General features: G+C 56.4%; 20 protein-coding genes. 8 read left to right on the top strand and 12 right to left on the bottom strand.

Annotated features, from left to right (window positions below; translation table 11 throughout):
• The first annotated feature begins 82 nt into the window (after positions 1-82).
• Positions 83-1,513: a cell division protein FtsP gene (ftsP, locus tag LQK91_RS15645; RefSeq protein WP_003848467.1), complete on the top strand. Its 1,431-nt coding sequence runs from the start codon at positions 83-85 to the stop codon at positions 1,511-1,513.
• Positions 1,514-1,612: 99 nt separating this feature from the next.
• On the opposite strand, the gene dkgA is transcribed toward ftsP, so the two are convergent.
• Positions 1,613-2,437 (bottom strand): 2,5-didehydrogluconate reductase DkgA, encoded by an 825-nt coding sequence (gene dkgA, locus LQK91_RS15650; protein ID WP_003848468.1) that lies wholly within the window; start codon positions 2,435-2,437, stop codon positions 1,613-1,615.
• A 204-nt stretch (positions 2,438-2,641) separates the two neighbouring features.
• On the opposite strand from dkgA, the gene LQK91_RS15655 reads away from it, so the two are divergent.
• Positions 2,642-3,550, top strand: a complete 909-nt coding sequence (locus LQK91_RS15655; RefSeq protein WP_003848469.1) for an AraC family transcriptional regulator — start codon at positions 2,642-2,644, stop codon at positions 3,548-3,550.
• A gap of 50 nt (positions 3,551-3,600) precedes the next feature.
• Here LQK91_RS15655 and LQK91_RS15660 read toward each other — a convergent pair whose 3' ends face one another.
• From LQK91_RS15660 to LQK91_RS15680, 5 genes are all read right to left on the bottom strand, one after another.
• Entirely contained in the window at positions 3,601-4,263 is a 663-nt protein-coding gene (locus tag LQK91_RS15660; RefSeq protein WP_003848472.1) for a DedA family protein, read from the bottom strand.
• Positions 4,264-4,437: 174 nt separating this feature from the next.
• Entirely contained in the window at positions 4,438-5,628 is a 1,191-nt protein-coding gene (gene metC, locus LQK91_RS15665; RefSeq protein ID WP_003848474.1) for a cystathionine beta-lyase, read from the bottom strand.
• Positions 5,629-5,761: 133 nt separating this feature from the next.
• A complete protein-coding gene (locus LQK91_RS15670) occupies positions 5,762-7,048 on the bottom strand; it encodes a TRAP transporter large permease (RefSeq protein WP_003848476.1) in 1,287 nt (428 codons plus the stop codon).
• A 13-nt stretch (positions 7,049-7,061) separates the two neighbouring features.
• Positions 7,062-7,568: a TRAP transporter small permease gene (locus LQK91_RS15675; RefSeq protein ID WP_008925730.1), complete on the bottom strand. Its 507-nt coding sequence runs from the start codon at positions 7,566-7,568 to the stop codon at positions 7,062-7,064.
• Positions 7,569-7,617: 49 nt separating this feature from the next.
• On the bottom strand, positions 7,618-8,589 hold the full coding sequence (locus tag LQK91_RS15680) for a TRAP transporter substrate-binding protein (protein WP_078804978.1): 972 nt from the start codon (positions 8,587-8,589) through the stop codon (positions 7,618-7,620).
• 350 nt (positions 8,590-8,939) lie between these two features.
• On the opposite strand from LQK91_RS15680, the gene exbB reads away from it, so the two are divergent.
• The 3 genes from exbB (at position 8,940) to LQK91_RS15695 (ending at position 11,653) form a co-directional block, all read left to right on the top strand.
• Complete coding sequence (exbB, locus tag LQK91_RS15685) at positions 8,940-9,662, top strand: tol-pal system-associated acyl-CoA thioesterase (protein ID WP_181162245.1); 723 nt, start codon at positions 8,940-8,942, stop codon at positions 9,660-9,662.
• Between the two features lie 6 nt (positions 9,663-9,668).
• The gene (gene exbD / locus LQK91_RS15690) at positions 9,669-10,091 is read left to right on the top strand and encodes a TonB system transport protein ExbD (protein ID WP_008925727.1); all 423 of its coding nucleotides are present in this window, start codon (positions 9,669-9,671) and stop codon (positions 10,089-10,091) included.
• Positions 10,092-10,327: 236 nt separating this feature from the next.
• Entirely contained in the window at positions 10,328-11,653 is a 1,326-nt protein-coding gene (locus LQK91_RS15695; protein ID WP_003848486.1) for an MFS transporter, read from the top strand.
• On the opposite strand, the gene LQK91_RS15700 is transcribed toward LQK91_RS15695, so the two are convergent.
• Genes LQK91_RS15700 through LQK91_RS15720 form a run of 5 tightly spaced genes read right to left on the bottom strand, consistent with a single transcriptional unit; the run spans position 11,650 to position 16,910 of the window.
• Entirely contained in the window at positions 11,650-12,627 is a 978-nt protein-coding gene (locus LQK91_RS15700; RefSeq protein WP_105099911.1) for a Csu type fimbrial protein, read from the bottom strand. The genes LQK91_RS15695 and LQK91_RS15700 overlap by 4 nt on opposite strands.
• Positions 12,624-15,071 carry a fimbria/pilus outer membrane usher protein gene (locus LQK91_RS15705; RefSeq protein ID WP_105099910.1) on the bottom strand — a complete coding sequence of 816 codons (2,448 nt, stop codon included), beginning with the start codon at positions 15,069-15,071 and terminating at the stop codon, positions 12,624-12,626. Before LQK91_RS15705 ends, LQK91_RS15700 begins: the two co-directional genes overlap by 4 nt.
• A 7-nt stretch (positions 15,072-15,078) precedes the next feature.
• On the bottom strand, positions 15,079-15,777 hold the full coding sequence (locus tag LQK91_RS15710; protein WP_008925724.1) for a fimbrial biogenesis chaperone: 699 nt from the start codon (positions 15,775-15,777) through the stop codon (positions 15,079-15,081).
• 25 nt (positions 15,778-15,802) lie between these two features.
• Positions 15,803-16,294 carry a Csu type fimbrial protein gene (locus LQK91_RS15715; protein ID WP_008925723.1) on the bottom strand — a complete coding sequence of 164 codons (492 nt, stop codon included), beginning with the start codon at positions 16,292-16,294 and terminating at the stop codon, positions 15,803-15,805.
• 46 nt (positions 16,295-16,340) lie between these two features.
• The gene (locus LQK91_RS15720; RefSeq protein WP_008925722.1) at positions 16,341-16,910 is read right to left on the bottom strand and encodes a spore coat protein U domain-containing protein; all 570 of its coding nucleotides are present in this window, start codon (positions 16,908-16,910) and stop codon (positions 16,341-16,343) included.
• 543 nt (positions 16,911-17,453) lie between these two features.
• Between LQK91_RS15720 and LQK91_RS15725 the strand changes: the two genes are divergently transcribed.
• From LQK91_RS15725 to LQK91_RS15735, 3 genes are all read left to right on the top strand, one after another.
• A complete protein-coding gene (locus tag LQK91_RS15725; protein WP_105099909.1) occupies positions 17,454-19,538 on the top strand; it encodes a putative bifunctional diguanylate cyclase/phosphodiesterase in 2,085 nt (694 codons plus the stop codon).
• A gap of 153 nt (positions 19,539-19,691) precedes the next feature.
• The gene (locus LQK91_RS15730; RefSeq protein WP_039659357.1) at positions 19,692-21,836 is read left to right on the top strand and encodes a putative bifunctional diguanylate cyclase/phosphodiesterase; all 2,145 of its coding nucleotides are present in this window, start codon (positions 19,692-19,694) and stop codon (positions 21,834-21,836) included.
• A gap of 129 nt (positions 21,837-21,965) precedes the next feature.
• Positions 21,966-23,369: a PLP-dependent aminotransferase family protein gene (locus LQK91_RS15735; RefSeq protein WP_105099908.1), complete on the top strand. Its 1,404-nt coding sequence runs from the start codon at positions 21,966-21,968 to the stop codon at positions 23,367-23,369.
• Here the strand turns inward: LQK91_RS15735 and LQK91_RS15740 are convergent.
• Complete coding sequence (locus LQK91_RS15740; RefSeq protein WP_003848494.1) at positions 23,366-23,848, bottom strand: YlaC family protein; 483 nt, start codon at positions 23,846-23,848, stop codon at positions 23,366-23,368. The genes LQK91_RS15735 and LQK91_RS15740 overlap by 4 nt on opposite strands.
• Between the last annotated feature and the right edge of the window lie 222 nt (positions 23,849-24,070).

A 24,070-nucleotide genomic window follows, 5' to 3' on the forward strand; every position in this document is an offset into this window, starting at 1 on the left:
TCGTCGTGAACGCAGCACAGCAAAACAGATCAATAAAAACAGGGTCGGCGCTCAGCGCCACGCGTAAAGGGTCAGAAGTTTTATGTCTTTCAGCAGACGTCAGTTCATCCAGCTTTCTGCCGGAGCGGCGCTTAGCGCCAGTGTACTACCTCATGCGGCGCGCGCCGCTTCTCCAGCTAATGGCGATACGCCACTGCCCATTCCGCCGTTACTGGAATCCCGTCGTGGCCAGCCGCTGTTTCTGACGATGCAGCGCAGCCACTGGTCCTTTAATGGTGACAATAACAAAGTGCCGGTATGGGGCATTAATGGCCTCTATCTGGGGCCGACCGTTCGGGTTTACAGCGGCGATGACGTTAAGCTGATCTACAGCAATCGGCTGAATGAGTCAGTCTCCATGACGGTCAGCGGTTTGCAGCTGCCAGGAGCGTTAATGGGCGGTGCGCCACGTATGATGTCGGCCGGTGTGGACTGGTCGCCAGTGCTGCCGATTCGTCAGGCGGCTGCAACCTGCTGGTATCACGCTAATACCCCAAACCGCATGGCTCCGCACATTTATAATGGTCTGGCGGGCATGTGGCTGGTAGAAGATGATATCGGCAAACAGCTGCCGCTGCCGAAGCATTACGGTGTCGATGACTTCCCGATTATCATTCAGGACAAACGGCTCGATAACTTCGCCACGCCAGTCTATGACCCGCCACAGGATGGCGGCTTCCTGGGTGACACTCTGCTGGTGAATGGCGTACGCAATCCCTTTGTCGAGGTGTCACGCGGCTGGGTGCGTCTGCGCTTGCTGAACGCCTCAAATGCGCGACGTTATGAGATGGTGCTAAGCGACAACCGTCCGTTTATGGTCATCGCCAGCGATCAGGGCTATCTGCCTGCACCGGTGGCGGTGCAGCGTCTGTCACTGGCACCGGGCGAACGCCGCGAAGTGCTGATAGATATGTCGCAGGGTGATGAAGTGTCGATAACGGCGGGTACGGCGGCGGGCATCATGGACAGGTTGCGCGGTTTCTTTGAGCCATCCTCTATTCTTACCTCTACCCTGATCCTGACGCTGCGACCCACCGGCTTACTGCCGCTGGTGACAGATAATCTGCCGATGCGGCTTTTAGCCGATCAGATTCTGGATGGTGTGGCGGTTCGCACGCGCGAATTCCGCATTGGCGACAGCATGCCGGGCATTAATGGCGCGCTCTGGGATATGAACCGCATTGACACGACCGCGCAACAGGGCACTTTTGAGCGCTGGATCCTGCACGCTGACCGGCCACAGTCACTGCATATTCAGGGCGTGATGTTCCTGATTAAAAGCGTGAATGGGGCACAGCCGATGGGCGAAGATCGTGGCTGGAAAGATACGGTGTGGGTGGATGGCAGCGTGGAGCTGATGGTCACCTTCCCGCAAAGTTCATCCGATCATTTCCCGTTCGTCTATTACAGCCAGACGCTGGAACTGGCCGATCGGGGTACGGCGGGACAACTTGAGGTGCAGCCCACTTCATAACAGCGCGGTCAGGCAGGAAAGACCGGCCTGACCGCGTTAATTACACGCTACTCTGCAGTTCCAGGGCAGCGTGTACGCATCATCGGGGGACGCATCCCCTTAGTTAAACGTCTCCGGATCCGGACCCAGACGATTGCCGCTGTCCAGTTTCGCAATATCACTCACTTCATGCTTATCCAGACGGAAGTCGAACACCTTAAAGTTCTCTTCGATACGCGCTGGCGTCACCGACTTCGGAATCACCACCAGGCCGCTATCCAGATGCCAGCGGATCACGATCTGCGCAGGTGTCTTGCTGTATTTCTTCGCCAGCGACTTAATGATCTCCTGATCGAAGACCCCTTTGCCGCCCTGAGCCAGCGGACTCCAGGATTCGGTCTGAATCTGATGCAGCGCGTTCCACGCATGCAGCGTACGCTGCTGAAGCATCGGGTGCAGCTCAATCTGGTTTACGACTGGCGTCACACCGGTTTCATCCAGCAGGCGCTTCAGGTGCGCTTCATGGAAGTTACAGACGCCGATGCTTTTGGTCAGTCCCTGCTGCTGCAGTTCGATCATCTTCTTCCAGGCATCAACGTAGTTGTCTTTTTCCGGGCACGGCCAGTGCATCAGATAGAGATCGACCTGATCCAGTTTCAGTTTCTCCAGGCTGGTTTCCATCGCCTGCTGAACGTTCTGCTGATCGTCGTTCCACAGTTTGGTGGTCACGAAAATCTCTTCGCGCGGCACGTCGGTTTCCTGGAGCGCCTGGCCAATCGCCTCTTCATTTTTATAGGCGGCGGCAGTATCGATGGAACGATAGCCGACCTCAAGCGCTTTCAGCACCGCATGACGTGCATCTTCAATGCTGGCCTGCCATACGCCGAGTCCCAGTTGCGGCATCATATTGCCATCGCGCAGTTTGATAATGGGTTGGTCTGCCATAGTTGCTCCTTTCCGTTGCGGTTAATCCGTGAGATTTCACTGTGCTTAAGTCTAGCCAACAATTCTCAGCCTGCTTAGCTCAGTCGATAACAGCACGCCTGGTCTTATGCCCGATTCGGTAAATTTATTGCCTGATTCTCCTGGCTGCTGGCGATTCAGGCATTCGCACGGCAAACTGGCTTTTTGGCTGAAAAAGGAGTCGCTATGGCGCACGATGCACTGTGTCACCGGCTGGCACAGCAGGTCGTCACGTTAATGACCCACGGTCACGACCGTCTCTGTCCGGTCGAAAATGTGTCGCTGATTTATGCGAATCAATATCGTCCGCGTACGCCGATGATGTATCAGCCCGGCATTGTGATCCTGTTTCAGGGCAGCAAAACCGGTTATCTCGGCAGCACCGTTTTTCAGTATGACGCCAGCAAGTATCTGATGCTTACCGTGCCGCTGCCGGTGGAGTGCGAAACCTGGGCTTCGCCGGAGATACCCATTGCCGGGCTGTGCCTCAACGTCGATACCGCCAGTCTGCAGGATCTGCTGATTGAAATTGGTGATGACGATCAGTTTCAGCCGCAGCCACAGACCTCGGGCATTCACTCGGCCTGGCTGACGGAGCCGATGCTGTGTGCCGCTGAGCGACTGCTGGATGTGATGACCCAGCCGCGCGATGCGCGGGTGCTGGGGCCGCACATCGTGCGGGAAATTATCTACTATGTGCTGACCGGCCCGATTGGCGGCGCACTGCTCTCACTGGTGAGCCGACAGACGCAGTTCAGCCTGATCGCGCGCGCCCTCCGGCGGATTGAGAATCACTATGCGGAAAACCTCAGCGTCGATGCGCTGGCGGCAGAAGTGAACATGAGCGTTTCAGCCTTTCACCATAACTTCAAAGCGGTAACGCAAACCTCGCCACTACAGTATCTCAAGCGCTATCGCCTGCATCAGGCGCGATTGCTGATGCTGCACGATGGACTGAAAGCGAGTGCGGCGGCGGTGCGGGTTGGCTATGAAAGTCCTTCGCAGTTCTCGCGGGAATTTAAACGTTATTTTGGCGTGACGCCGGGGGAAGAGGTTAATCGTGTCAGGCAGACGGTGGCGGATTCCTCTTTGTAGGTCGCCGATCCGGCCGCCCGGAGGCGGCGGATCCCGAGGCTGTGGGCACGTCAGGCGCGTTTCTGGCGACGCTGTTTCCAGATCACCAGAATGCTGCCGAACAGACCGAGCACCAGCAACACCATCGGCAGTATCATCAGAATAGCCATCACCTGATCTTCATGACGCTTGATGAACGGCACCTGGCTGATGCCATAGCCAAAGGTCACCACAATGCCGACCCACAGCAGACCGCTGAGCCAGTTAAACAGCTGAAAACGACTGTTCTGTAAGCCCGCAATGCCCGCCATGGTAGGCAGGATGGTGCGGATAAACGCGAGGAAGCGGCCGACCAGCAGCGCCATCAGACCGTGACGGTTAAACATATTCCAGGCGCGCTGGTGATACTGCGCGGGCAGATGCATCAGCCAGCTCTTAACCAGTCGGGTATTGCCCAGCCAGCGACCCTGCAAATAGCTCAGCCAGCAGCCGAGGCTGGCAGCTGTCGTCAGGATCACCATGGTCGGTACAAAATCCATCACCCCTTTAGCCACCATCGCGCCTGCCAGCAACAGCAGACTGTCTCCCGGCAGGAAAGAGGCGGGTAACAGACCATTTTCCAGAAACAGCGTCAGAAACATCACGCCATACACTACCCATACCACATCCGGATTTGCCAGTGCGGCAAAATCCTGATGCCAGAGCGCCTGGACAATCTCGTGTAAAACACCCATTAGCGATTCCATCACGTCACAAGGAACAATCCGTCTGCGTTCAGACAGTACAGTGAACTCACCAACAATCTGAACGATGCGGGATAAATTTTAACAACAAATGAGCCGCTGCCCGGCAAACACTGCGGGCCACCGCGACCCGGTTTATCTTCTGTTTACTTTCTGTTGAGCGACTCAGCGCGTCAGGCGCGAAAAACCGGCTTCCAGGTCAGCCAGCAGGTCATCAACATGCTCCAGGCCAATATGCAACCGCACCAGCGTGCCGGTGAAATCCACACCGCCCGCCGGACGAATCTCTGCCAGCTCTTCCGGCTGATTCGCCAGGATCAGCGATTCATAGCCGCCCCAGGAGTAAGCCATGCTGAAATGATGGAAGTGATCGAGATATTCCGCCAGCTGGGGTGCGTCTAATTTTTCCTGCAGGATAAATGAGAACAGGCCGCTGCTACCGTTAAAATCGCGCTTCCAGAATTCATGACCTTTGCTTTGCGCCAGCGCCGGGTGATTCACCCGCGCCACTTCGGGACGCGCCGCCAGCCACTCTGCCACCTGAATTGCGCTCTCTTCATGCTGGCGCAGACGGGTACCCAGCGTGCGCAGACCCCGGCTTGCCATGTAAGCGGTATCGGCATCGGCCATCTGGCCCATAAGATAGGAGTTCTCGCGCAGCTGGTCGATGCAGCGCGCATTAGCGACTGCGGTACCAATCATCGCATCGCTGTGACCAATCAGATATTTGGTGCCGGCCTGAATGGAAATATCGATACCGTGCGCCAGCGCATTAAACAGAATACCGGCCGCCCAGGTGTTGTCGATCATGATGATCGCCTCGGGCGCTTTGGCGCGTACAGCCGCCACAATCGCTGGAATATCCTGAACTTCCATGGTGATAGACGCGGGGGATTCCAGGAAAACAACCCGGGTATTCGACTGAACCAGCTCACCGATTTCGCTGCCGATGCAGTGATCAAACCAGCCCGTAGAAACCTGCAGCTTGGCCAGAATTTTCGTACAGAAGTCCTGCGTCGGTTCATAGACCGCGCCACTCATCAGCACGTGGTCACCCGCTTCAACAAATGCCAGAATCGCATTGGCTACGGCAGCCGCACCGCAAGGGTAGAGCACGCAGCCTGCACCGCCTTCCAGCTCGGTCATCGCATCCTGCAGCGCAAAGTGCGTCAGGGTGCCACGACGGCCATAAAAGAGTTCACCTTTTGCCCGACCGGCGGTGGCGCGTTTTTTCTCCGCAACGGTATCAAAAACCAGTGAGGAGGCCCGTTGAATCACGCTGTTCACCGAGCCCTGGGTATAACGCTTGCTGCGTCCTGCATTGACGAGCGTGGTATCAATTTTTCTGGTGGTCATGAGTCGCCTTTACCGCTTCGGACTAAGCTCTCACGTTACCACGAAACAGCCAGCAGGGTTGAGACTCAATGGTGATTATCAGAGTGCATCGCAGGAAAAAAAACGGCCCGCTCACGGGCCGTTTTTCTTTGCGTTACATCACGCCCATCAGGCGCGGTAACCAGAGCGAAATGGCGGGAATATAGGTAATCAGCATCAGAACGATAAACAGCATGCCATAGAACGGTAGCATCGCCCCGACCACCTGCTCAATCTTCTGTTTACTTACCGCGCTGGCGACAAACAGTACTGTGCCGACCGGCGGCGTAATCAGTCCGATGCCGAGATTGGTCAGCATGATCATGCCGAAGTGCACCGGATCAATGCCCAGTGAGGTCGCCACCGGCAGCAATACGGGCGTGAGAATCAGAATCAGCGGCGCCATATCCATCAGCGTGCCCACCACCAGCAGCAGGATGTTGATGCACATCAGAATCACATATTTATTATCAGAGAGGCTGGTAAAGGCTTCGGTGATCATCGTCGGCAGTTGCATGAACGTCATCACCGCACCAAACCCGGCGGCGAAAGCGATCAGCACCATCACGATGGTGACGGTTTTAATGGTACGAAACAGCAGGATATGCAGCTGATTCCATTTAAAGTCGCGATAGATAAACATGGTGACGAAAAAGGCCCAGATACAGGCGATCGCCGCGGACTCTGAGGCGGTGAAAATACCGGAGAGAATCCCACCCATGATGATGACCACGGTAAACAGGCCCCAGAACGCGTCAAAGAAAATCTTCAGCGCCTGACGAAACGGAATGCGCTCGCCTTTGGGATAGCCGCGTTTGCGTGCGAACCCCAGGCACATCACCATCAGGCAGCCTCCCAGCATCAGTCCCGGCAGGATACCTGCGACAAACAGCGAAGAGATGGTGACCATGCCGCCGGTTGCCAGCGAGTAAATCACCGAGTTGTGACTGGGTGGCGTCAGCACGGCCTGAACGGAGCCGCTGGCCGTTACCGCAGCGGCAAAATCACGCGGATAGCCTTTCTCCTCCATCTGCGGGATCATCACCGAACCAATCGAAGCGGTGTCCGCGACTGACGATCCGGAGATGGCACCAAAGAAGGTCGACGCGACGATGTTAACCAGTGAGAGGCCACCGCGAATAAAGCCGACAAAGATATAGGCGAAATTGACCAGCCGCCGGGCAATCCCACCCTCCGCCATGATCGCACCCGCAAGAATAAAGAACGGGATGGTCAGCAGCGAAAATTTGTTAATGCCATTAGTTATCTGAATCACCACCGCTTCCAGGGGCAGATCGATCCACCAGGCGCCGATAAAAGCGCTCAGGCCGACCGCAAACGCGACCGGAAACCCCACCAACAGCAACACCAGCAAACTGCCTATCAAGATTAATGCATCCATCTTCTGCTCCGGATTAGTGGGTGCCGCCCAGTGTGACAATGGGTCGCTGACTTTGATCGCCGGTCAGCAATCGCTCAACAACAAACAGCAGGGTGAAGATCGCGCCAATCGGGATCGGCAGATACATTTCGCCGTAGGTCACCGCCGGCAGTGAGGCGAGCGTCTGCACCCACATCGCTTCACACAGGCTGTAACTGGCCTGGAAGATCACCAGACAGGTGAGGATCATCAGCAGATCGCAGACCCGCAGCATCAGGCGCTGGCGGGCAGGTGACAGACGATCGGTGACCATTGACACGCAGATATGTGTTCCGGCACGAAAGCCGACCGGCGCGCCGATAAAAGTGAATATGATCATGCAGATAATGGCGACCGGTTCTGGCCAGGAGAGTGCGCCGTTCATCACGTAACGGGCGAAGATGCCAACAGGAATGACCGTCACCATGATCAACAGCGCCACGGCGGCCACCAGCATGCACAGCAGATAAAGCCCATCCATCAGACGCGTATAAGCAGACATAATTAATACCTGATTAAGCACGCCACACGGCAGTGTGGCGCGGGAAGGGTTATTTCACGTCGGCGATTCGGGTCATCAGATCCTGATATTTGCCGCCGAATTGATCGCGCACCGGCTGGGTAGCCTTAACGAAGTAGTCGCGGTCGGTCTGCTGGAAGGTCACGCCGCCGGCCTTCATTTTGGCGATCGACTGTTCGGTGTAGGTCGCCCAGAGCTGACGCTCTTCATCCTGTGCCTCTTTACCGAGCTTTTTCAGCAGTGTCTGATCGTCGGGTTTCAGGCGATCCCAGGCACGTTTCGAAAACAGAATCATCTCTGGCTGAATAAAGTGGCCGGTGAGGGTGTAGTACTTCGCGACCGGCATGTAGTTGTGGGCGACAAAGGTAGGTGGGTTGTTCTCGGTGCCATCGACCACGCCGGTCTGCATCGCACTAAAGACTTCGCTGACGCCCATTGCCACCGGATTTGCGCCCATCGCTTTCAGCGTCGCCAGTGAAATGGCGCTGTTCTGCACCCGGATCTTCATACCTTTAAGATCGTCGGGTTTTGCCAGCGGCTTCTTGGTGATCATGTTGCGCTCACCGGCATCCGTCCAGCCCAGGAAGACCATGCGGGCGTTGGGATCCTTATCAAACTTGCTGGCAATCTCGCTGCCTATCTCACCATCCAGCACTTTATGCATGTGGTCGATGTCGCGAAAAACGTAGGGCAGGGTCAGCACGCTGGTTTCCGGGGCGATAGACGTGACCGGAGCCAGTGAGACGCGGATCATATCGATGGCGCCCAGTTGCACCTGTTGCAGCGTCTGGTCTTCATCACCCAGCACGCCACCGGCGTAGATCTTCATCTCCAGCCGTCCATCAGTGGCCTGTTTGAGTTTGTCGCCCATGTGTTGCAGGGCAACCACAGTGGGATAGCCGGCTGGCTGCACTTCAGCGACTTTAATCACCTGTGCCGTGGCGGTGGAACTTATCATGATTGCCGCCAGGGCACTGGCCAGGCATGTTTTTGTCAGTCTCATTATTTTGTCTCCCGCAGAGGTAGGACGGCCTGGAGTCTGGGCTAACCGCAGAGTGCCGTGTGGAGCCAGCATAGTGAAAATGCGTCTGAGTAAAATGCAGTAATGTTGATTGAATGAATGGCGTCACATTTTGAAACGTTGTTTTAATAAATTTTCATGCAGCTTCACATTTTCGAAACATCCCTGACGGAAAGTGTGCAAAGCTGGTCAAAGCGAGGTCTGTGACCAGGGTTGGGTTTGTAAATACTAATGAGAACTACTATCAATTCGCCGCCATTTTGCTATTATTCGCGCTTGTTTCGCATCCCTGAATCAGAAGTTGGAGAAGCAGCGTGGTAGCCAGTGATTTGATGCAAACGGACCTCTCCGTTTGGGGCATGTATCAACATGCCGATATCGTGGTAAAGGTCGTCATGATTGGCCTGTTGTTGGCATCGGTCGTGACATGGGCAATCTTTTTCGGCAAATATGCTGAACTCAGCGCTGCTAAGCGCCGCCTGAAGCGTGAGCAACTGGCGCTGGGCGAAGCCCGTAGTCTTAATGACGCCGCCCGCATTGCTCAGTCGTTTACCGGTCACAGCCACAGCGTCGTGCTGCTGAACGATGCGCAGAATGAACTCGAATTGTCGGCAGGTGTGGAAGATACCAACGGCATTAAAGATCGCACCAGTTTCCGCCTTGAGCGCCGCGTGGCTGCTTTCAGCCGCCATGCAGGCCGGGGCAATGGCTTCCTGGCAACCATCGGCTCTGTCGCCCCGTTTATTGGTCTGTTCGGCACTGTCTGGGGCATCATGAACAGCTTTATCGGTATTGCGAAAACCCAGACGACGAACCTTGCGGTGGTGGCACCGGGTATCGCCGAAGCGCTGCTGGCAACGGCGGTGGGTCTGGTCGCTGCGATTCCGGCGGTGGTGATTTACAACGTCTTTGCCCGCATGATCGCTAACTACAAAGCCTCGCTGGGTGATGTTGCCGCTCAGGTGATGCTGTTGCAGAGTCGTGACATCGACCTGGGCACTGTGGCCAAAGAGGTTCCACGTCCCGCGACCGCCCAGAAACTGCGCTTAGGGTAAGCTGTTATGGCCATGCGATTAAACGACGATCTGCAAACCGACGGTGAAATGCATGAGATTAACGTGACGCCGTTTATCGACGTCATGCTGGTTCTGCTGATCATCTTTATGGTCGCCGCGCCACTGGCGACGGTCGACGTGCGCGTCAATCTGCCCGCCTCAACCAGCGCGCCGCAGCCGCGCCCGGAGAAGCCAGTTTATTTGTCGATTAAAGCGGATAAGCAGCTCTACGTCGGTAACGATCAGGTTACGCCTGACTCGCTGGTGAACGTGCTGACCAGCCAGACGCAGGGCAACAAAGAGACGACGATTTTCTTCCAGGCGGACAAGTCGGTGGATTATGAAACCCTGATGAGCGTCATGGATAAACTGCGCACGGCGGGCTATCTGAAAATCGGGCTGATGGGCATGGAAACCGTGAAGAAATAGCGAATTATCGGGCATCCTTAGAAGGCGACTATTGAGGTCGCCTTTTTTTATGCTGGCTCTCTGACCACATAAAATCGGGTCAAGCAGTGCTCAAGCCGATCACTTATGCTGCCTGATTCGGATTGTTAATTTGTTGTTACTTATGTACATAGATTTGTAAATTGCAATGGTGACTCACGTCACATTAATCCCGCTTCAGTCAGGCTAAAACGGCTAAAAAACAATAGGAAGCCGTTATGAGTCACACCCCGTCTTTACAAAAGCCGCCGAAAAGTGCTGCCCGAACTATCTTCAACGTCACCAGTGGTAACTTCCTGGAGATGTACGACTTCATGGTGTTTGGCTACTACGCGACCGCCATTTCAAAAACCTTCTTCCCGGGTGATGACCCGTTTGCTTCCCTGATGCTGACCCTGATGACCTTTGGTGCCGGCTTCCTGATGCGCCCGCTGGGGGCGATCATTTTAGGTGCCTACATCGACCATCATGGGCGCCGTAAAGGCCTGTTGCTGACGCTGGGCTTAATGGCGATTGGTACCCTGACCATTGCGGTGGTACCGGGTTACGCTACCTTAGGCGTGGCAGCACCGATTCTGATTCTGCTGGGGCGTCTGTTGCAGGGCTTCTCGGCGGGGGTTGAGCTGGGTGGCGTATCGGTCTATCTGGCCGAAGTTGCACCCAAAGGACGTAAAGGCTTCTTCGTGAGCTGGCAGTCGGGCAGTCAGCAGATTGCGGTGATCTTTGCTGCCCTGCTGGGCCTGATGCTGAATCATCTGCTGGCGAAAGAAGCGGTAACGGAGTGGGGCTGGCGTATCCCGTTTGTGGTTGGCTGTCTGATTGTGCCGTTCCTGTTCTATATCCGCCGGATGCTGGAAGAGACTGAAGCGTTCAGTAAACGTAAACATCACCCGAGCATGACGGAAATCATGCGGTCGGTCGCCAGCAACTGGGCGCTGGTGCTGGCGGGCATGCTGATGGTGGTCACCACCACGGTGATGTTCTACATGATCACCGCTTTTACACCGACCTTTGGCAAAACTGTATTGATGATGAGCGACAAGCAGGCGTTTCTGGTGACGCTCTGTGTGGGTGTTTCCAACCTCTTCTGGCTCCCGCTGATGGGTACGCTGTCGGACCGCGTGGGACGACGTCCGCTGCTGATTATTTTTACCCTGCTGATGATTGCCACCACCTGGCCGGTGCTTCACTGGATGGTGGGATCGGCCAGCTTCGCTCACCTGCTGGAAGCTGAGCTGTGGCTGTCGTTTCTCTATGCCAGCTATAACGGTGCGATGGTGGTTTATCTGGCAGAAATTATGCCTGCTGAAGTGCGCGCTGCCGGTTTCTCCATGGCTTACAGTCTGGCAACGGCGCTATTTGGCGGCTTTACACCTGCCATCTCCAGCTATCTGATTCACGCCACCGGTGACAAAGCGATGCCTGGCGTCTGGCTCACCTTTGCGGCGGTCTGCGGGCTGATCGGTACGCTGTTGATTGGCCGGATGGTGAAGCAGTATCAGCGGCGTCACAGCGCCACAACGACGGTCAGCGCGTCACTTTAAAACGATAAATCGACGACCACGCTGTCGCTGTAATTTCCCGCAGGCGGCGTGTTCTGAGTGGTCAGGATGCGCGCGGTGTAGTTAAAGCCGCGCGTCAGTCCATCCGCTGATACCGCTGTCGAGGTGGTACTGCTCCAGCGTTCAGTGCCTGCCGCTCCCCAGCGATTGCTGGTGGCACTTTTATAAATCTCATAACTCAGACGGTTCGCTCCGCTCGCCATGTTCCTGACGCTGCCCGCCGGATAACTGCCATTGTTCAGCCCGACGGTATAGGTACTGCCTTTACTGCACAGCACGTTAATGGTCTGCGATACAGCGGAGAAGCTACTCACCAGCGGCGCACTGCCAAAGCTGATGTTGGGTGCGGTGATCGTCGTGCAATCGTTGGTGAGGACAGCGGTAACGTTAATCGGAATCACGCCGCTGCCTTGCTGCTCGCTTAAACAGAGATTACCCACGCCAATACTGGTGCAGATGCGGTAAGTCACAGCCATATTTAGCGTAACGGAATAGGTTCCCGCTGCAACCACCTGACCGGGAACAGTGCGCAGATAGACGGGAAGGGCAAAGTTAAGACTGCCCAGCAAACCTGCCAGATTTATCAGGGTTTGTGAGCTGTAAACAAACGGCGTGCTGCCAATCGTCAGTTCGCTGGCGCAGGCGCTGTCGGTGCAGAGCCGTACTGGCACATTATCGCTGCCGGTGTCACCACTGCGTTTCAGGACGCCCCGTGTGCCGCTGATATTGGTCGCGCCGGTCAGCTGAAACGTTATCTGGTTATTGCCAAGCAGTGACAACGCCGAGCCTGCGCCACAGTTGACGTTGGCGTTAGTGGTCACCGAGTTGACGGTGGTATTCGCCACAAACGTCGTGACCGAGCCGAAGCTGGCGGTCGACGCGGGCAGACCGCAGGCGGCGTAGCTCAGCGACGGCAGTGTCAGCAGCAGGGCAGCCAGTAACAGAGATTTGATCATGGTTGGGTTCCGGACGTGAAAGATTCAGCGGGAGAGGCGGCGCTGCCTGCGGCGGGCGCGGGCAGCGCGCAGGTCAGAGGGCCATAGGTTTTCAGCGCCTGCGGCTGACCGCTGGCGATGCGCAGTTCGGTTTCACAGTGGCGGCCATCGGGCGTCACCACCTCCATCGGGTTTCTGGCAGTGAGATTTTCCATCCAGACGATGCCATCCCAGCCGACATACTCAGTGGCATGATCCGCACGCTGTACCAGGCTTGAGACCGGCAGCGGCTGGCCCTGTGCATCAACCAGAATCACGCTGGCAGAGCGCAGTTTTTCCACCGGGAAGTTAAGCAGGTAGCCGCTCTGACGTTTCACCGCAAAACGCTGCTCAACATGGGGCGTGGTCATATCGGCGGGCAGGTCGAGGGTGTCGATATCATATTTGGCCGGGTAGTAGCTGCTGATGGCGGGGACCAGCAGATAGCCCTGTTGGTTAGTGCGTCCCATCGACTGATTTTCATAGCGAACATTAACGTCGGGATAGCCCGTTTTCACCAGCACAAAAGCGTCGTTGATGGCGTTGGCGGCAAAGACGCCGTTGTCCATTAATACCAGTGCACCGGCGACATCGGCCCACTGAGTCAGATTGTCATCATCACCGTAGAAGCCCCCCGAGGTGTCGATATGGTTATTGCGGTAGCGCAGACTGCCCTGCCGGTAGTCGCCACTGTCGCCACTCTGATTCGCCCATGAGGCATCCCAGGCGAATCCACCGTCGCTGGGCATGGCACTGGAGGCATAGAGACGCTGGCTATCGCGACCGCGTTGATCGCGCTCGGTGCTGATCGCCGCGCTGCCCTGCTCGCCAAACGGGATCACCAGCGAGAGCGCACCGGTCCAGCTCTTCTCCTCCTGATCGCGGCTGGCGGAGACATAGAGGCTGCTGTTTCCCCACAGATTCTTACTCCATGAGAGGTTCCACAGGCGGGTGCGATCGCCCTGGCCGTCGGTGATATCGATGAAGGCGGCGCCGACGCTGCCAAAGCGGTTCAGTGAGATGCTGGCGCTGTATTGGGCAGTGCGGCGCGATAGCGTGTAACGGCTATCCGCCTGACTACCGGCACGGCTGCCGACCAGGGCCAGATTGCCAAAGTCGCTGCTGCGCTGGGTCTGCTGCGTGCCGATGTTGAACCAGCGATTGTTGTACTGATAGCCCCAGCTATATTGCCTGCCGCTGTCGCCATCAAGATGACTTTGTGCCACCGCGCCGTTAACCACGCCCCAGCTGCCAACCCGAAGCTGACCTCCCAGCCCGCCCATCGCCAGATTTTCGCTGCCCTCGGCGTGACTCTCCAGCGTCAGCCAGTCGGTCATGCCGTAGCGATATGAGCCACTGGCGGCAGCCGCACCGTAATCGAAGTTTTTAATGCCGTAATTTTCGCGAATCGCCCCGGCGGAGATAGCGTAGTCAGCCAGCCCCGATTTCAGCAGATTGCTGGAGACATAAAACGGCATGGTGGTGGTGACGCGTCGGCCGACCGCATCCGTGGTGGTGATCACCGCGTCACCCGCACCATTGACGAATGGCACATTGGTTAATGACCAGGGGCCAGGCTGCACATTTGCCTGACCGGAGCGATAGCCATTGATAAAGAGATCGACGGTGGAGGGGACTGCAGCCTGGCCAGAGAAGGCGGGTAGCGGATAGGTCACAAGGTCAGGACGGACGCTGAAGTCGCGACCCACACTGATGCCGCCGAGTCGGATGCTGCTGCTCCAGGCAAGTGAGTCAGTCGCCAGATCCCCGACCCGCCAGCTCATCACCGCGTTCTCATCTTCATTGCTCCACCAGCTGTCGTAACGGATATAACCGTTGTCCTGATAAGCGGGGCTGCCTTCCAGCTGCTGCTGCCAGACGCCGTTGGTAGAGACGTGTCCGGCATCACCGAACAGGCGCAGTTCGTTCCAGGCAGAAAGCCGGGTGCCGGTGGTATCGGTACGGCTGGCGTAGAGATCGTAGTTAATCAGCGCGCCGGCGCTGGTGCGCCCCGGATAGCGCGGTCCGTTCTTCGCCTCGCCAATCACCTGACCGGGAAGCCATTCCGGTGGTACGGTGAGCAGCAGCCGCTGACGGGCGGCGTCATATACCACACTGACGGATTGCAGGCTGCTGACATCGATCTGCGCCTGCTGACCCAGCTTATCCAGTGGCAGACCGGCACGCTGCAGATCGCCGCTACGCAGCCAGAAATGGTCGTTGCGCTGCTCGACTGGCACAATGTTGCCGTTTTCCTGCTGGTTAATCACCAGCTCCAGCATATATTGCTGACCGCTGCTGCTGGTCTGCAGGCTGGGCGGTGGCGGCAGGGATGAATAGGTCTCCGCCAGCACAGGATCCGGCGTTAAGGCGTAAATGACGCTGGCTACCGCCAGCGCGCAGGGATGCAGGGAAAAAGGTCTCATTCAGCGCTTATTTCTGGGCAGCGCTGCGCCACGGGCTCTTGTTGACCTCTGCAGTGAGTTCGCCGCTGACCGGCGTGGTGAGTGGCCAGCGATATGTGCTGTCCGCGAGCACATAGCCATATAAACCGTCGCCCAGTTTGCGACCGCCGATAGTCACATTGCTCAGTCGGGCATGGCCATTACCGCTGTTGGTCAGCTGCAGCCAGCGCTTGCCTCCCTCGCTAATCTGTTGCCAGCGCAGAGCCGGACGGGCACTGTCGGTGGAGAGCCCGGTGCCATACACGAACAACGGCACTGAGTAGCGCATCTGAAAGGTCAGTCCGGCCTGATTCTCGCCAGGATTGCGCGGCGTGGGAATCTCATCCAGCACCACCCGATAAGCCTGCTCTTTACCGGCCGCAGGCGGCGTCTGTTTAATCAGTCTGACCAGCTGTTTTTGTCCTGGCTCCATTCGCACCATTGGCGGGCTGGCGACCACCCGCTGCTGGGTCTGGTACTGTTCCTGTCCATTGATTTGCTGCCAGCTGAAAACACGGATCTGCATCATCGTGGTCGTGTTACCGCGATTCTCCAGCCAGAGTTCGCTGGCTTTCTCTTCAGGATTAATGGCGGGATCGATAGGCCATATCATCACAGAGTTAGCAGCAAAGGCTGCATGGAAAAGGGGAGAACTTAACAGCAACAGCAGGGCGCGCAGTGGCTTCATGATCGTATCCTTGTTTTCTATCGCCTCACCAGCTCAGGGTGACGGTCAGCGTATCGGTATAAACGCCGGCGCGCGCAGTGCCGGGCAGTTGCAGCTGGCCATAGATCGGCAGCGTAATGTTATTGGCATTGCTATAGCTCAGCGGCACCGCCTGATTGACCGGGATCACCGTGGTGCGGCTGGCATTACTAAAGAGCGTATAGGGAACGGTATTGCTGAAGTTGGGCAGTTTCAGGTTGCGGGTGGTCGTGAAGTTGGCGCCCTGATTAATGCTCATGCTCAGCGTGGTGCCCGGCGTGCAGGCAAGATTGATCGAGGTACTCTGTACAAAGCTGGCGCTGGCGGGAGTGGCCGCCACGCCAGACTGTGTGCCAAAGTTAAGTGTGCCGAAAACACCGGTATTGGTTCCGGATATTACGCAGCCTGCCACGACAGAAGCCGTGACCTGAAAGGTGCTGGTGGGCAGGCCCCAGGCGCTGAAACACCTTATCAGCAGAGGCAGACCGCATGCGATCATCAGGCTGGATCGCCAGAGAACCACCCTTATCTACCTGCGACAGTCGTTAATAGTTCACGGCAACGTTAATCGTATCGGTATAAGTTCCGGCAGGAATCAGGGGATTAAAACCGCCGCCAACAACCCGGCCATAAATGGCGTAGTTGGTGCCCAGTGTTGGGTCCGTGGTTCCACTGGCGGCGATTGGCGTATTGTTGGCGATAGCCGTGGTAAAAGAGGCGTCACTGTAGAGGGTATAGGCGATGCCCTGTGCATTATCCGATCCCAGAACCAGATAACGTGGTGATGCAGAGGCGGTGCCATAAATGGTCGCTGGCGCAGTATTGCTGCTGGTCACCACCACGTTATAGTCCTGACCCGTGGTACAGCGGACAAAAATACCGTTACCCGCCGCACCGACCAGCGTGGCGTTCAGGGTGTCGAAGGTCGCTGCACTGCTACCAAAATTCAGGGTACCGAAGTTAACGCCCGCCGTAGCTGACTGACCGTTTACCAGGCAACCCGTGGTCAGCGTTAACGTGGCATTGATGGTTCCCGAGGTCGTTGCCGCCTGGGTTAAGGGTGTCATTGCGACAGTTAATCCTGCAGCGGCACACAGAAAAAGCTTGAGTTTCATAATATTTCCTTACGGATTATCGAGAGTCAGTGCTTTTTCACCCGGTGTTTATTAACGATTCAACTCAAAATGATGAAATAAAAATTACAAGGCGGTTAGTGCCACTGTCCTGAGGAAAATCTTAGACTTAAGAATGATGATTTATATTAGTTTTACTTACTATAGATCAGTTAAAGCGTTACGCGAAGCCCTGCCAGTTATTTTTCATTAATCAAATGGCCTAAGTGGCCGATAACCCAGTAACAGCAAGGCATAAAAGCAAGAAAGAAAAAGAAAACTCTTTGTTTTTTCGGTCTCTGGCATGCTTTCCGCTTCGGTGATATGTTCCTTTACCAATCAGACATAATAACGATTTACCGGCTGTCTCAGCAGGCGGGAAATAAGATGCAGGTTTAAAATGCCCTGCGTCTGGGGGCGCGCTTTACCGGGCCTCCGGGATAACAAAAAACCGAAATTTAATGACTTTCACCCAACGGGTGTTTTTTGAATCACTTTCTGACTTTACACAGCACCCGTTTCTCAGCGGGTGGTGAGGAGCTGCACATGTTGCTTGTCACCTGGGATAGCGTTTTGATCTGCGTTTCGCTGATCGTCGCGTTTATTGCCTCATTTACAGCGCTGGATACTGCCGGAAGGGTGGCGGTATCCCGTGGCTGGAGCGCCCGATTCTGGTTGCTGGCAGGCGGAACTGCGATGGGGATTGGCGTCTGGGCAATGCATTTCATTGGTATGCTGGCGATGATGATGCCGATGACGATGCGCTATGACACGCGGCTGACGATACTCTCGCTGCTTGTGGCGATCATGGCGTCAATGTTTGCTTTTGGCCAGACAGTAGGCGGCCTGCATCTCACCCGTTATCGGTTACTGCGCGGCACACTGATCCTGAGTTCAGGGATTGTCGTGATGCACTACCTCGGCATGTATGCGCTGCTGATTGAGCCGCGACCTGAGTGGAATGTGCTGCGGGTGGCGCTCTCCGTGATCATTGCGTTTGTTGCTTCGGGCGTGGCGCTGTGGCTGGCGTTTCATCTGCGCCAGGGCGACCATCATCTGCTGCTGATGCGGGGACTGGCCTCACTGGTGATGGGGATGGCCATTGCTGGTATGCATTATGTCGGCATGTCGGCAGCCCGATTCAGCGAGAGCAGTATGATGCAGCCGGGTGGTGTGAGCAATCCAGGACTGGCGGTTTGGGTAACGCTCATTACGCTGATTATTCTGGGCATTACGCTGCTGAGTTCCATGCTGGATGCCCAACTGCGTGCCGCGCGACTGGCGACCCGACTCAGACACGCTAACCAGGAACTGCGTCAGCTGGCGATGCATGACAATCTGACCGCGCTACCCAATCGGGCCATGCTGGAGCAGCAGCTCGATCTGGCGATTAAACAGGCTATGCTCAACGAAAATCGCTTTGCCGTGATCTACATGGATCTTGATGGGTTCAAAGCGGTCAATGACACCTGGGGACACCACGTCGGTGATCGGTTGCTGGTGGCTGTGTCGGAACGGCTGCGTAGCCAGCTCAGCAACACGATGCTGCTGGTGCGTCTGGGAGGCGATGAATTTGTACTGATGGCGGAGGCATGCGATGTCACTCCAGCCCGTCAGCTGGCGCAAAAACTGGTCAAAGTGATCAGTACGCCGTTTGAACTGGATCGCTATGTGTTACACGTTTCCCTCAGTGCGGGCATTGCGATATTCCCGCTGCACGGTCGTAACCGGCAGGAGCTGTTATTCAATGCCGACTCGGCGATGTACCACACTAAACACAGCGGACGTAACGGCTGGTGCCTGTTTGAGCCGGCGATGAGTGATGCAACGCAGCATCAGCTGGCGCTGGCAAACGATCTGTGGGAGGCGATCGATCGGCAACAGATGCGACTCTTTTATCAGCCCAAATTCCGTTCCGGCGGCACACGGCTAATGGGATTTGAAGCACTGCTGCGCTGGCAGCATCCGCAACGCGGGTTGCTGACGCCTGAGCTGTTTCTGCCGCGCGCCGAAAAAACCGGCCAGATCGTTGCACTGGGCAACTGGGTGATTGATGAGGCCTGCCGTCAGCTGAAAATCTGGCATAACCAGGGCAACAGCGACTGGACGGTCTCGGTCAATCTCTCCGCGTTGCAGTTTCACCAGCGTGATTTACTCCACACGCTGATGCAGACGCTGGCGCGTTACCAGTTGTCAGGCAGCGCACTGATGCTGGAAATCACGGAAGCGATTGCCATGCGTGATCCCCTCTTCAGCCAGCAACGTATTCGTGAACTGCAGCAGGCGGGCGTCAGTGTGGCCATTGATAATTTTGGCATCGGCTATGCCAACCTGCTGCATCTGAAAGATCTGGATGCCAGCGAACTCAAAATCGATCGCAGCTTTATTAACTGCCTGCGACCCGGCAGTGAAGATGCGACCGTGGTCAGCGCCATGCTGACCCTGGCGCAGAGTCTTAACCTGCGCATGGTGGCGGAAGGGGTTGAGACAGAAGAGCAGCAGCACCTGCTCACCAGCCTGGGCTTTGATGCGCTGCAGGGATATCTGCTGGGCAAGCCGACGCCAGCGGATCGCATAGAGGCGTTTCGTTTTCCCGGACTGCGACCGCCTCTGGCATCAGCATCCGTCTGACGCTGAAGCTGACGATAGATTTCAGCACTCAGAGTGAGTGGAAAGATGCAGGGTTCGCGGCTCATTAACCGCCGGGCAGTGCCGATAATTAAGAAAAGAAGTTTTAAAAATCCCTTACCTAAACACAAGCACGGCTTTTCGCGGGAACGCACTATGTTAGCAACCTCATACGACTCTTTTATCGTCATCGTCTCCGTTCTTGTCGCGATGCTGGCTTCGTTTACCGCCTTAGATATGGCGGGACGGGTGGTGCACTCCACGGGCAAAGTCGCGCTGGTCTGGCTGTTTGGCGGCGGTTTCTCCATGGGCATCGGCATCTGGGCGATGCACTTCATTGGCATGTTGTCGATGAACATGGAGATGGTGATGAGCTACAACGCCGGGCTGACCGCCTTCTCCGCTGCCATCGCGGTCTGCGCATCGATATTTGCCCTGTGGCTGGTCTGCAGTGGCGATTTGCCCCTGCCGCGCCTGGCGGGCGGCGCACTGATTCTCGGCAGCGGCGTCGTGGCGATGCACTATACCGGGATGGCAGCCCTGATGTTCTCGCCGGGTATTGTCTGGCGGTGGGGCTGGATAGGCCTTTCGGTGGTGATCGCGCTCGCCGCTTCTGGCGCAGCGCTGTGGCTGGCATTTAACCTGCGTGAAGGTCAGACTGGCCGGGTGACCCTGCTGCGTATTGGCGCATCCGTAGTGATGGGCTGTGCGATTGCGGGCATGCACTACACCGGCATGATGGCGGCAGAGTTTCCCGCTCACAGCCATTCGATGGGGCAGGGCGTTAACAGTAACTGGCTGGCGATTCTGGTCACGGTAGTCACTATCTCAATCCTGGGGATTACTCTGCTGGTCTCGATGCTGGATGCGCGGATGCAGGCGCGCACCTCCATTCTCGCCAGCTCACTGGCTGAAGCGAACCGCGAGCTGGCACAGCTGGCGCTGCACGACAATCTGACTCGCCTGCCAAACCGCATTCTGCTGGAAGATCGACTGGAACAGGCGATCAACAAAGCCAATCGTGAGCAGACGCTGTTTGCCCTGATGTTTATGGATCTGGACGGATTTAAGGCGGTTAACGACGCGTTCGGGCATCACATTGGCGACCGTCTGCTGGTGGGTGTGACCGAGCGTATGAGCCAGCAGATGGCTGGCTATTACACGCTGGCGCGACTCGGCGGTGATGAGTTTGTGCTGCTGGTGGAGATCGACGATCCCAACGATGCAGCGGCCATTGCCGATAAACTGGTGAAAGCGGTGGACCGTCCGTTTGATATCTCACGCTATGAGCTGGTGGTCTCGCTGAGCCTCGGCATCGCCGTCTATCCTGGCGATGGCGAGGATGAGCGTGAACTGATGTTCAACGCCGATGCGGCGATGTATCACACCAAAAATAATGGCCGCAATGGTTACACCTTTTTTCAGCCCTCAATGAACATTCAGGCGCAGAGCCAGCTTCAGCTGAACAATGATCTCTGGCAGGCGCTGGATAACAATGAGCTGCGCCTGTTCTATCAGCCAAAATATTGCGCGCCACGCGGCCCGCTTCTTGGTTTCGAAGCGCTGCTGCGCTGGGAACATCCAAAGCGGGGTCTGTTATCGCCTGACAAATTTCTGCCAATGGCGGAAAAAACCGGGATGATTGTCAACATCGGCAATTGGGTGATTAATGAAGCGTGTCGCCAGTTGCGCCAGTGGCATTTGCAGGGCCATACGGACTGGTCAGTGGCGGTGAACCTGTCGGCGCTGCAGTTTGAGCAATCGAATCTGGTAGAGACAGTGGTAGATGCGCTGGCAAAACATCAGATTCCGGCCGAACTGTTGACGCTGGAGGTGACGGAAACCACCGCGATGCGCGATCCCGATGAGAGTGTGCGTATTCTCACCGAGCTGACTCAGCTTGGGGTGAAAGCCTCGATTGATGACTTTGGCACCGGCTACTCCAGCCTGCTCTACCTGAAAAGGCTACCGGCCAGCGAACTTAAGATCGATCGGGCCTTTGTGAATGAACTCCAGCATCAGCCGGAAGATGCCACCATCGTGTCGGCGATTGTGGCACTGGCGCAGTCACTGCAACTGAAAGTGGTGGCCGAGGGCGTTGAAACCGCTGAACAGCAGGCCTTTCTGACCGGCCTGGGTTGCAATACGCTGCAGGGCTTCCTGCTGGGCAGGCCGGTTCCCGCGGAACAGGTGCCGGAGCTGGCTAACTTTGTGGTAGCAGAAGACGAAGAGGTCGTTACGGATATCCGCCAGATGAGTGAAGCTGAACCGCTGCTGACACCGCAGGTTGCTGCGATCTGACACACCTGACACAGCGTAGCATCTGCGTGAATTGAGACGATAAGCGATTCGCACCGCCTGTCATTGATCGCCTGCCGTGGTAAAGTCTCGCGGCCAGATTATTCACGGTAAAACAGGGAGAGGCGACCCGTGGCGAAATACCAGCGATTGATGGATGAGATTCAGCAGCAAATAGAGGCCGGCATCTGGCTGCCAGGCACCCGTTTACCTTCGTTGCGTCAGCAGGTTGCGCAGCAGGGTGTCAGCCTGATGACCGTGTTGCATGCCTATGAGTTGCTGGAAAGCCAGGGCTGGATCGTTTCTCGTCCTCAGTCAGGTTACTACGTGGCACCGCGTGCCCTGGCGCCCGCACCGCTGAGCGTGGCGATCAGCGAACAGGTTGATATCAACGACTTTGTGTTTGATGTATTGCAGGCCACGCGCGATCCCGCCATCGTGCCGTTTGGTTCTGCTTTCCCTGATCCCGCGCTCTTTCCGCAGCGCCAGCTCATGCGCTCGCTGGCAAACGTCTCTCATCATCTCACCCCAACGGATGCGCTGCACAATCTGCCGCCTGGCAACGCCACGCTGCGACAGCTGCTGGCCCAGCGCTATGCGCGCCAGGGCATTACGCTGTCGCCGGATGAAATTGTCATCACCAGCGGGGCACTGGAGGCACTCAATCTCAGCCTGCAGTCCCTGACCGAGCCGGGCGATTACGTGATAATTGAGCATCCGGGTTTTTATGGTGCGCTGCAGGCGATTGAACGGCTCAAACTCAAGGCGCTGGCGATTCCGGTCGATGCAAAGCAGGGCATCGACCTTGCCCAACTGGAGGAGGCCCTGCAGCGCTGGCCGGTGAAAGCCTGCTGGCTGATGACGACGCTACAAAATCCGCTCAGCGTGACCTTAACCCCGGAGCGTAAACAAGAGCTGGTCGAGCTGCTGGCGCGTTATCAGGTGCCGATGATTGAAGATGATGTCTATGCCGAACTCTGGGCGGGTGATGTTGCGCCGCTGCCGGCTAAAGCCTGGGATCGTCAGGGGAACGTGCTGCATTGCGGCTCGTTTTCAAAGTCGCTGGTGGCAGGATTTCGCGTTGGCTGGGTTGCGGCAGGGCAACATGCGCAGCGCATTCAGCGGCTTCAGCTGATGAGCACGCTTTCTACCAGCGCGCCAATGCAGCTGGCGCTGGCCGATTTCCTCGCTACGCGGCGTTACGACACCCATCTTAAGCGGCTGCGACAGATTCTGGCGAAACGACAGCAAATGGTGCGCCAGGCATTACTGAAAGTACTGCCACCGCAGTCAACGGTCAGTGAAGGGCGCGGGGGCTATTTTCTTTGGGTGACACTGCCGGACCATATTAATACGACCCGGCTCTATCAGCAGGCGCTGGCGAAGGGGATCAGCATTGCACCGGGGCAGTTATTTTCGGCAGGAGAGCAGTTCAGCCACTGTTTTCGGCTGAATACCGCCTGGCCGTGGGATAGCCGGGCCGAGGCGGCAATAGAAACGCTGGGTCAGTTGATGGCGAAGCCGCTGGCAGATTAAACCTGCGCCGCTTCCTGGTGACCCCAGGTCAGGTAGTAGACATCATAGAAGTCCACTTCCCCTTTTTGCGTCAGCAGACGCTGGATGCCTGTCTTCACCCGTTCCGGTGCTTCAGGCAGCGACAGAATGCGAGAGATAGCCTGCTCGCGCACGGGCTGAATGTAATACCACTCGCCGTTGTAGCAGACGCGCAGATCGAGTGCATCAATATCTTCAAAGCGATATTTCGGATTGATATCCAGCAGCATCAGAACACTCATGACCAGCACAAATGCGGTGGCAAACCAGAATGCGGGCCAGCCGAGCATCTCGGTAGAGAAAATCAGCGCCACGCACAGGCCGTAGCAGAGATACATGACTGCCCAGAGGCCGGGGTGTTTTTTCAGAAACGAGAGGCTAAAGCGCGGCAAATTGTCGCGACGTTCTTCGCGATTAAGCGTAGCGATCTCGTCAATCAGGATTTGTTTAATAGCGTCCATTTGTTACCTCACTGTCATCTGTTAGCTATTACAACAGATAACAGTCAAGCATATCAGAAACAGATTCGTGCATTTTTTATATAACAGTTGATAAAACAGTTGTTGGCCATCCTCCCACCTGACATTTTGCAACACTTTGCCGCAGTAAAAACCGCTACCCTCTGCCACCCATGCACACTCTTGCCCTATTGTTAACGACACATTTGGCTTTAGGCAGCAATA

The sequence above is a fragment of the Pantoea sp. MHSD4 genome, assembly GCF_021043305.1.
Classification (GTDB): Bacteria; Pseudomonadota; Gammaproteobacteria; order Enterobacterales; family Enterobacteriaceae; genus Pantoea; species Pantoea eucalypti.

Excerpts from the sequence above, each read along its gene's own strand:
- LQK91_RS15710 (WP_008925724.1), bottom strand. The coding sequence starts at position 15,777 with ATGAAGCCACTGCGCGCCCTGCTGTTGCTGTTAAGTTCTCCCCTTTTC.
- exbD (WP_008925727.1), top strand. The coding sequence starts at position 9,669 with ATGGCCATGCGATTAAACGACGATCTGCAAACCGACGGTGAAATGCAT.
- exbB (WP_181162245.1), top strand. The coding sequence starts at position 8,940 with ATGCAAACGGACCTCTCCGTTTGGGGCATGTATCAACATGCCGATATC.
- LQK91_RS15670 (WP_003848476.1), bottom strand. The coding sequence starts at position 7,048 with ATGGATGCATTAATCTTGATAGGCAGTTTGCTGGTGTTGCTGTTGGTG.
- LQK91_RS15680 (WP_078804978.1), bottom strand. The coding sequence starts at position 8,589 with ATGAGACTGACAAAAACATGCCTGGCCAGTGCCCTGGCGGCAATCATG.
- LQK91_RS15715 (WP_008925723.1), bottom strand. The coding sequence starts at position 16,294 with ATGATCGCATGCGGTCTGCCTCTGCTGATAAGGTGTTTCAGCGCCTGG.
- ftsP (WP_003848467.1), top strand. The coding sequence starts at position 83 with ATGTCTTTCAGCAGACGTCAGTTCATCCAGCTTTCTGCCGGAGCGGCG.
- LQK91_RS15705 (WP_105099910.1), bottom strand. The coding sequence starts at position 15,071 with ATGAGACCTTTTTCCCTGCATCCCTGCGCGCTGGCGGTAGCCAGCGTC.
- LQK91_RS15675 (WP_008925730.1), bottom strand. The coding sequence starts at position 7,568 with ATGTCTGCTTATACGCGTCTGATGGATGGGCTTTATCTGCTGTGCATG.
- LQK91_RS15695 (WP_003848486.1), top strand. The coding sequence starts at position 10,328 with ATGAGTCACACCCCGTCTTTACAAAAGCCGCCGAAAAGTGCTGCCCGA.
- LQK91_RS15740 (WP_003848494.1), bottom strand. The coding sequence starts at position 23,848 with ATGGACGCTATTAAACAAATCCTGATTGACGAGATCGCTACGCTTAAT.
- LQK91_RS15725 (WP_105099909.1), top strand. The coding sequence starts at position 17,454 with ATGTTGCTTGTCACCTGGGATAGCGTTTTGATCTGCGTTTCGCTGATC.
- LQK91_RS15730 (WP_039659357.1), top strand. The coding sequence starts at position 19,692 with ATGTTAGCAACCTCATACGACTCTTTTATCGTCATCGTCTCCGTTCTT.
- LQK91_RS15660 (WP_003848472.1), bottom strand. The coding sequence starts at position 4,263 with ATGGGTGTTTTACACGAGATTGTCCAGGCGCTCTGGCATCAGGATTTT.
- LQK91_RS15700 (WP_105099911.1), bottom strand. The coding sequence starts at position 12,627 with ATGATCAAATCTCTGTTACTGGCTGCCCTGCTGCTGACACTGCCGTCG.
- dkgA (WP_003848468.1), bottom strand. The coding sequence starts at position 2,437 with ATGGCAGACCAACCCATTATCAAACTGCGCGATGGCAATATGATGCCG.
- LQK91_RS15720 (WP_008925722.1), bottom strand. The coding sequence starts at position 16,910 with ATGAAACTCAAGCTTTTTCTGTGTGCCGCTGCAGGATTAACTGTCGCA.
- metC (WP_003848474.1), bottom strand. The coding sequence starts at position 5,628 with ATGACCACCAGAAAAATTGATACCACGCTCGTCAATGCAGGACGCAGC.
- LQK91_RS15655 (WP_003848469.1), top strand. The coding sequence starts at position 2,642 with ATGGCGCACGATGCACTGTGTCACCGGCTGGCACAGCAGGTCGTCACG.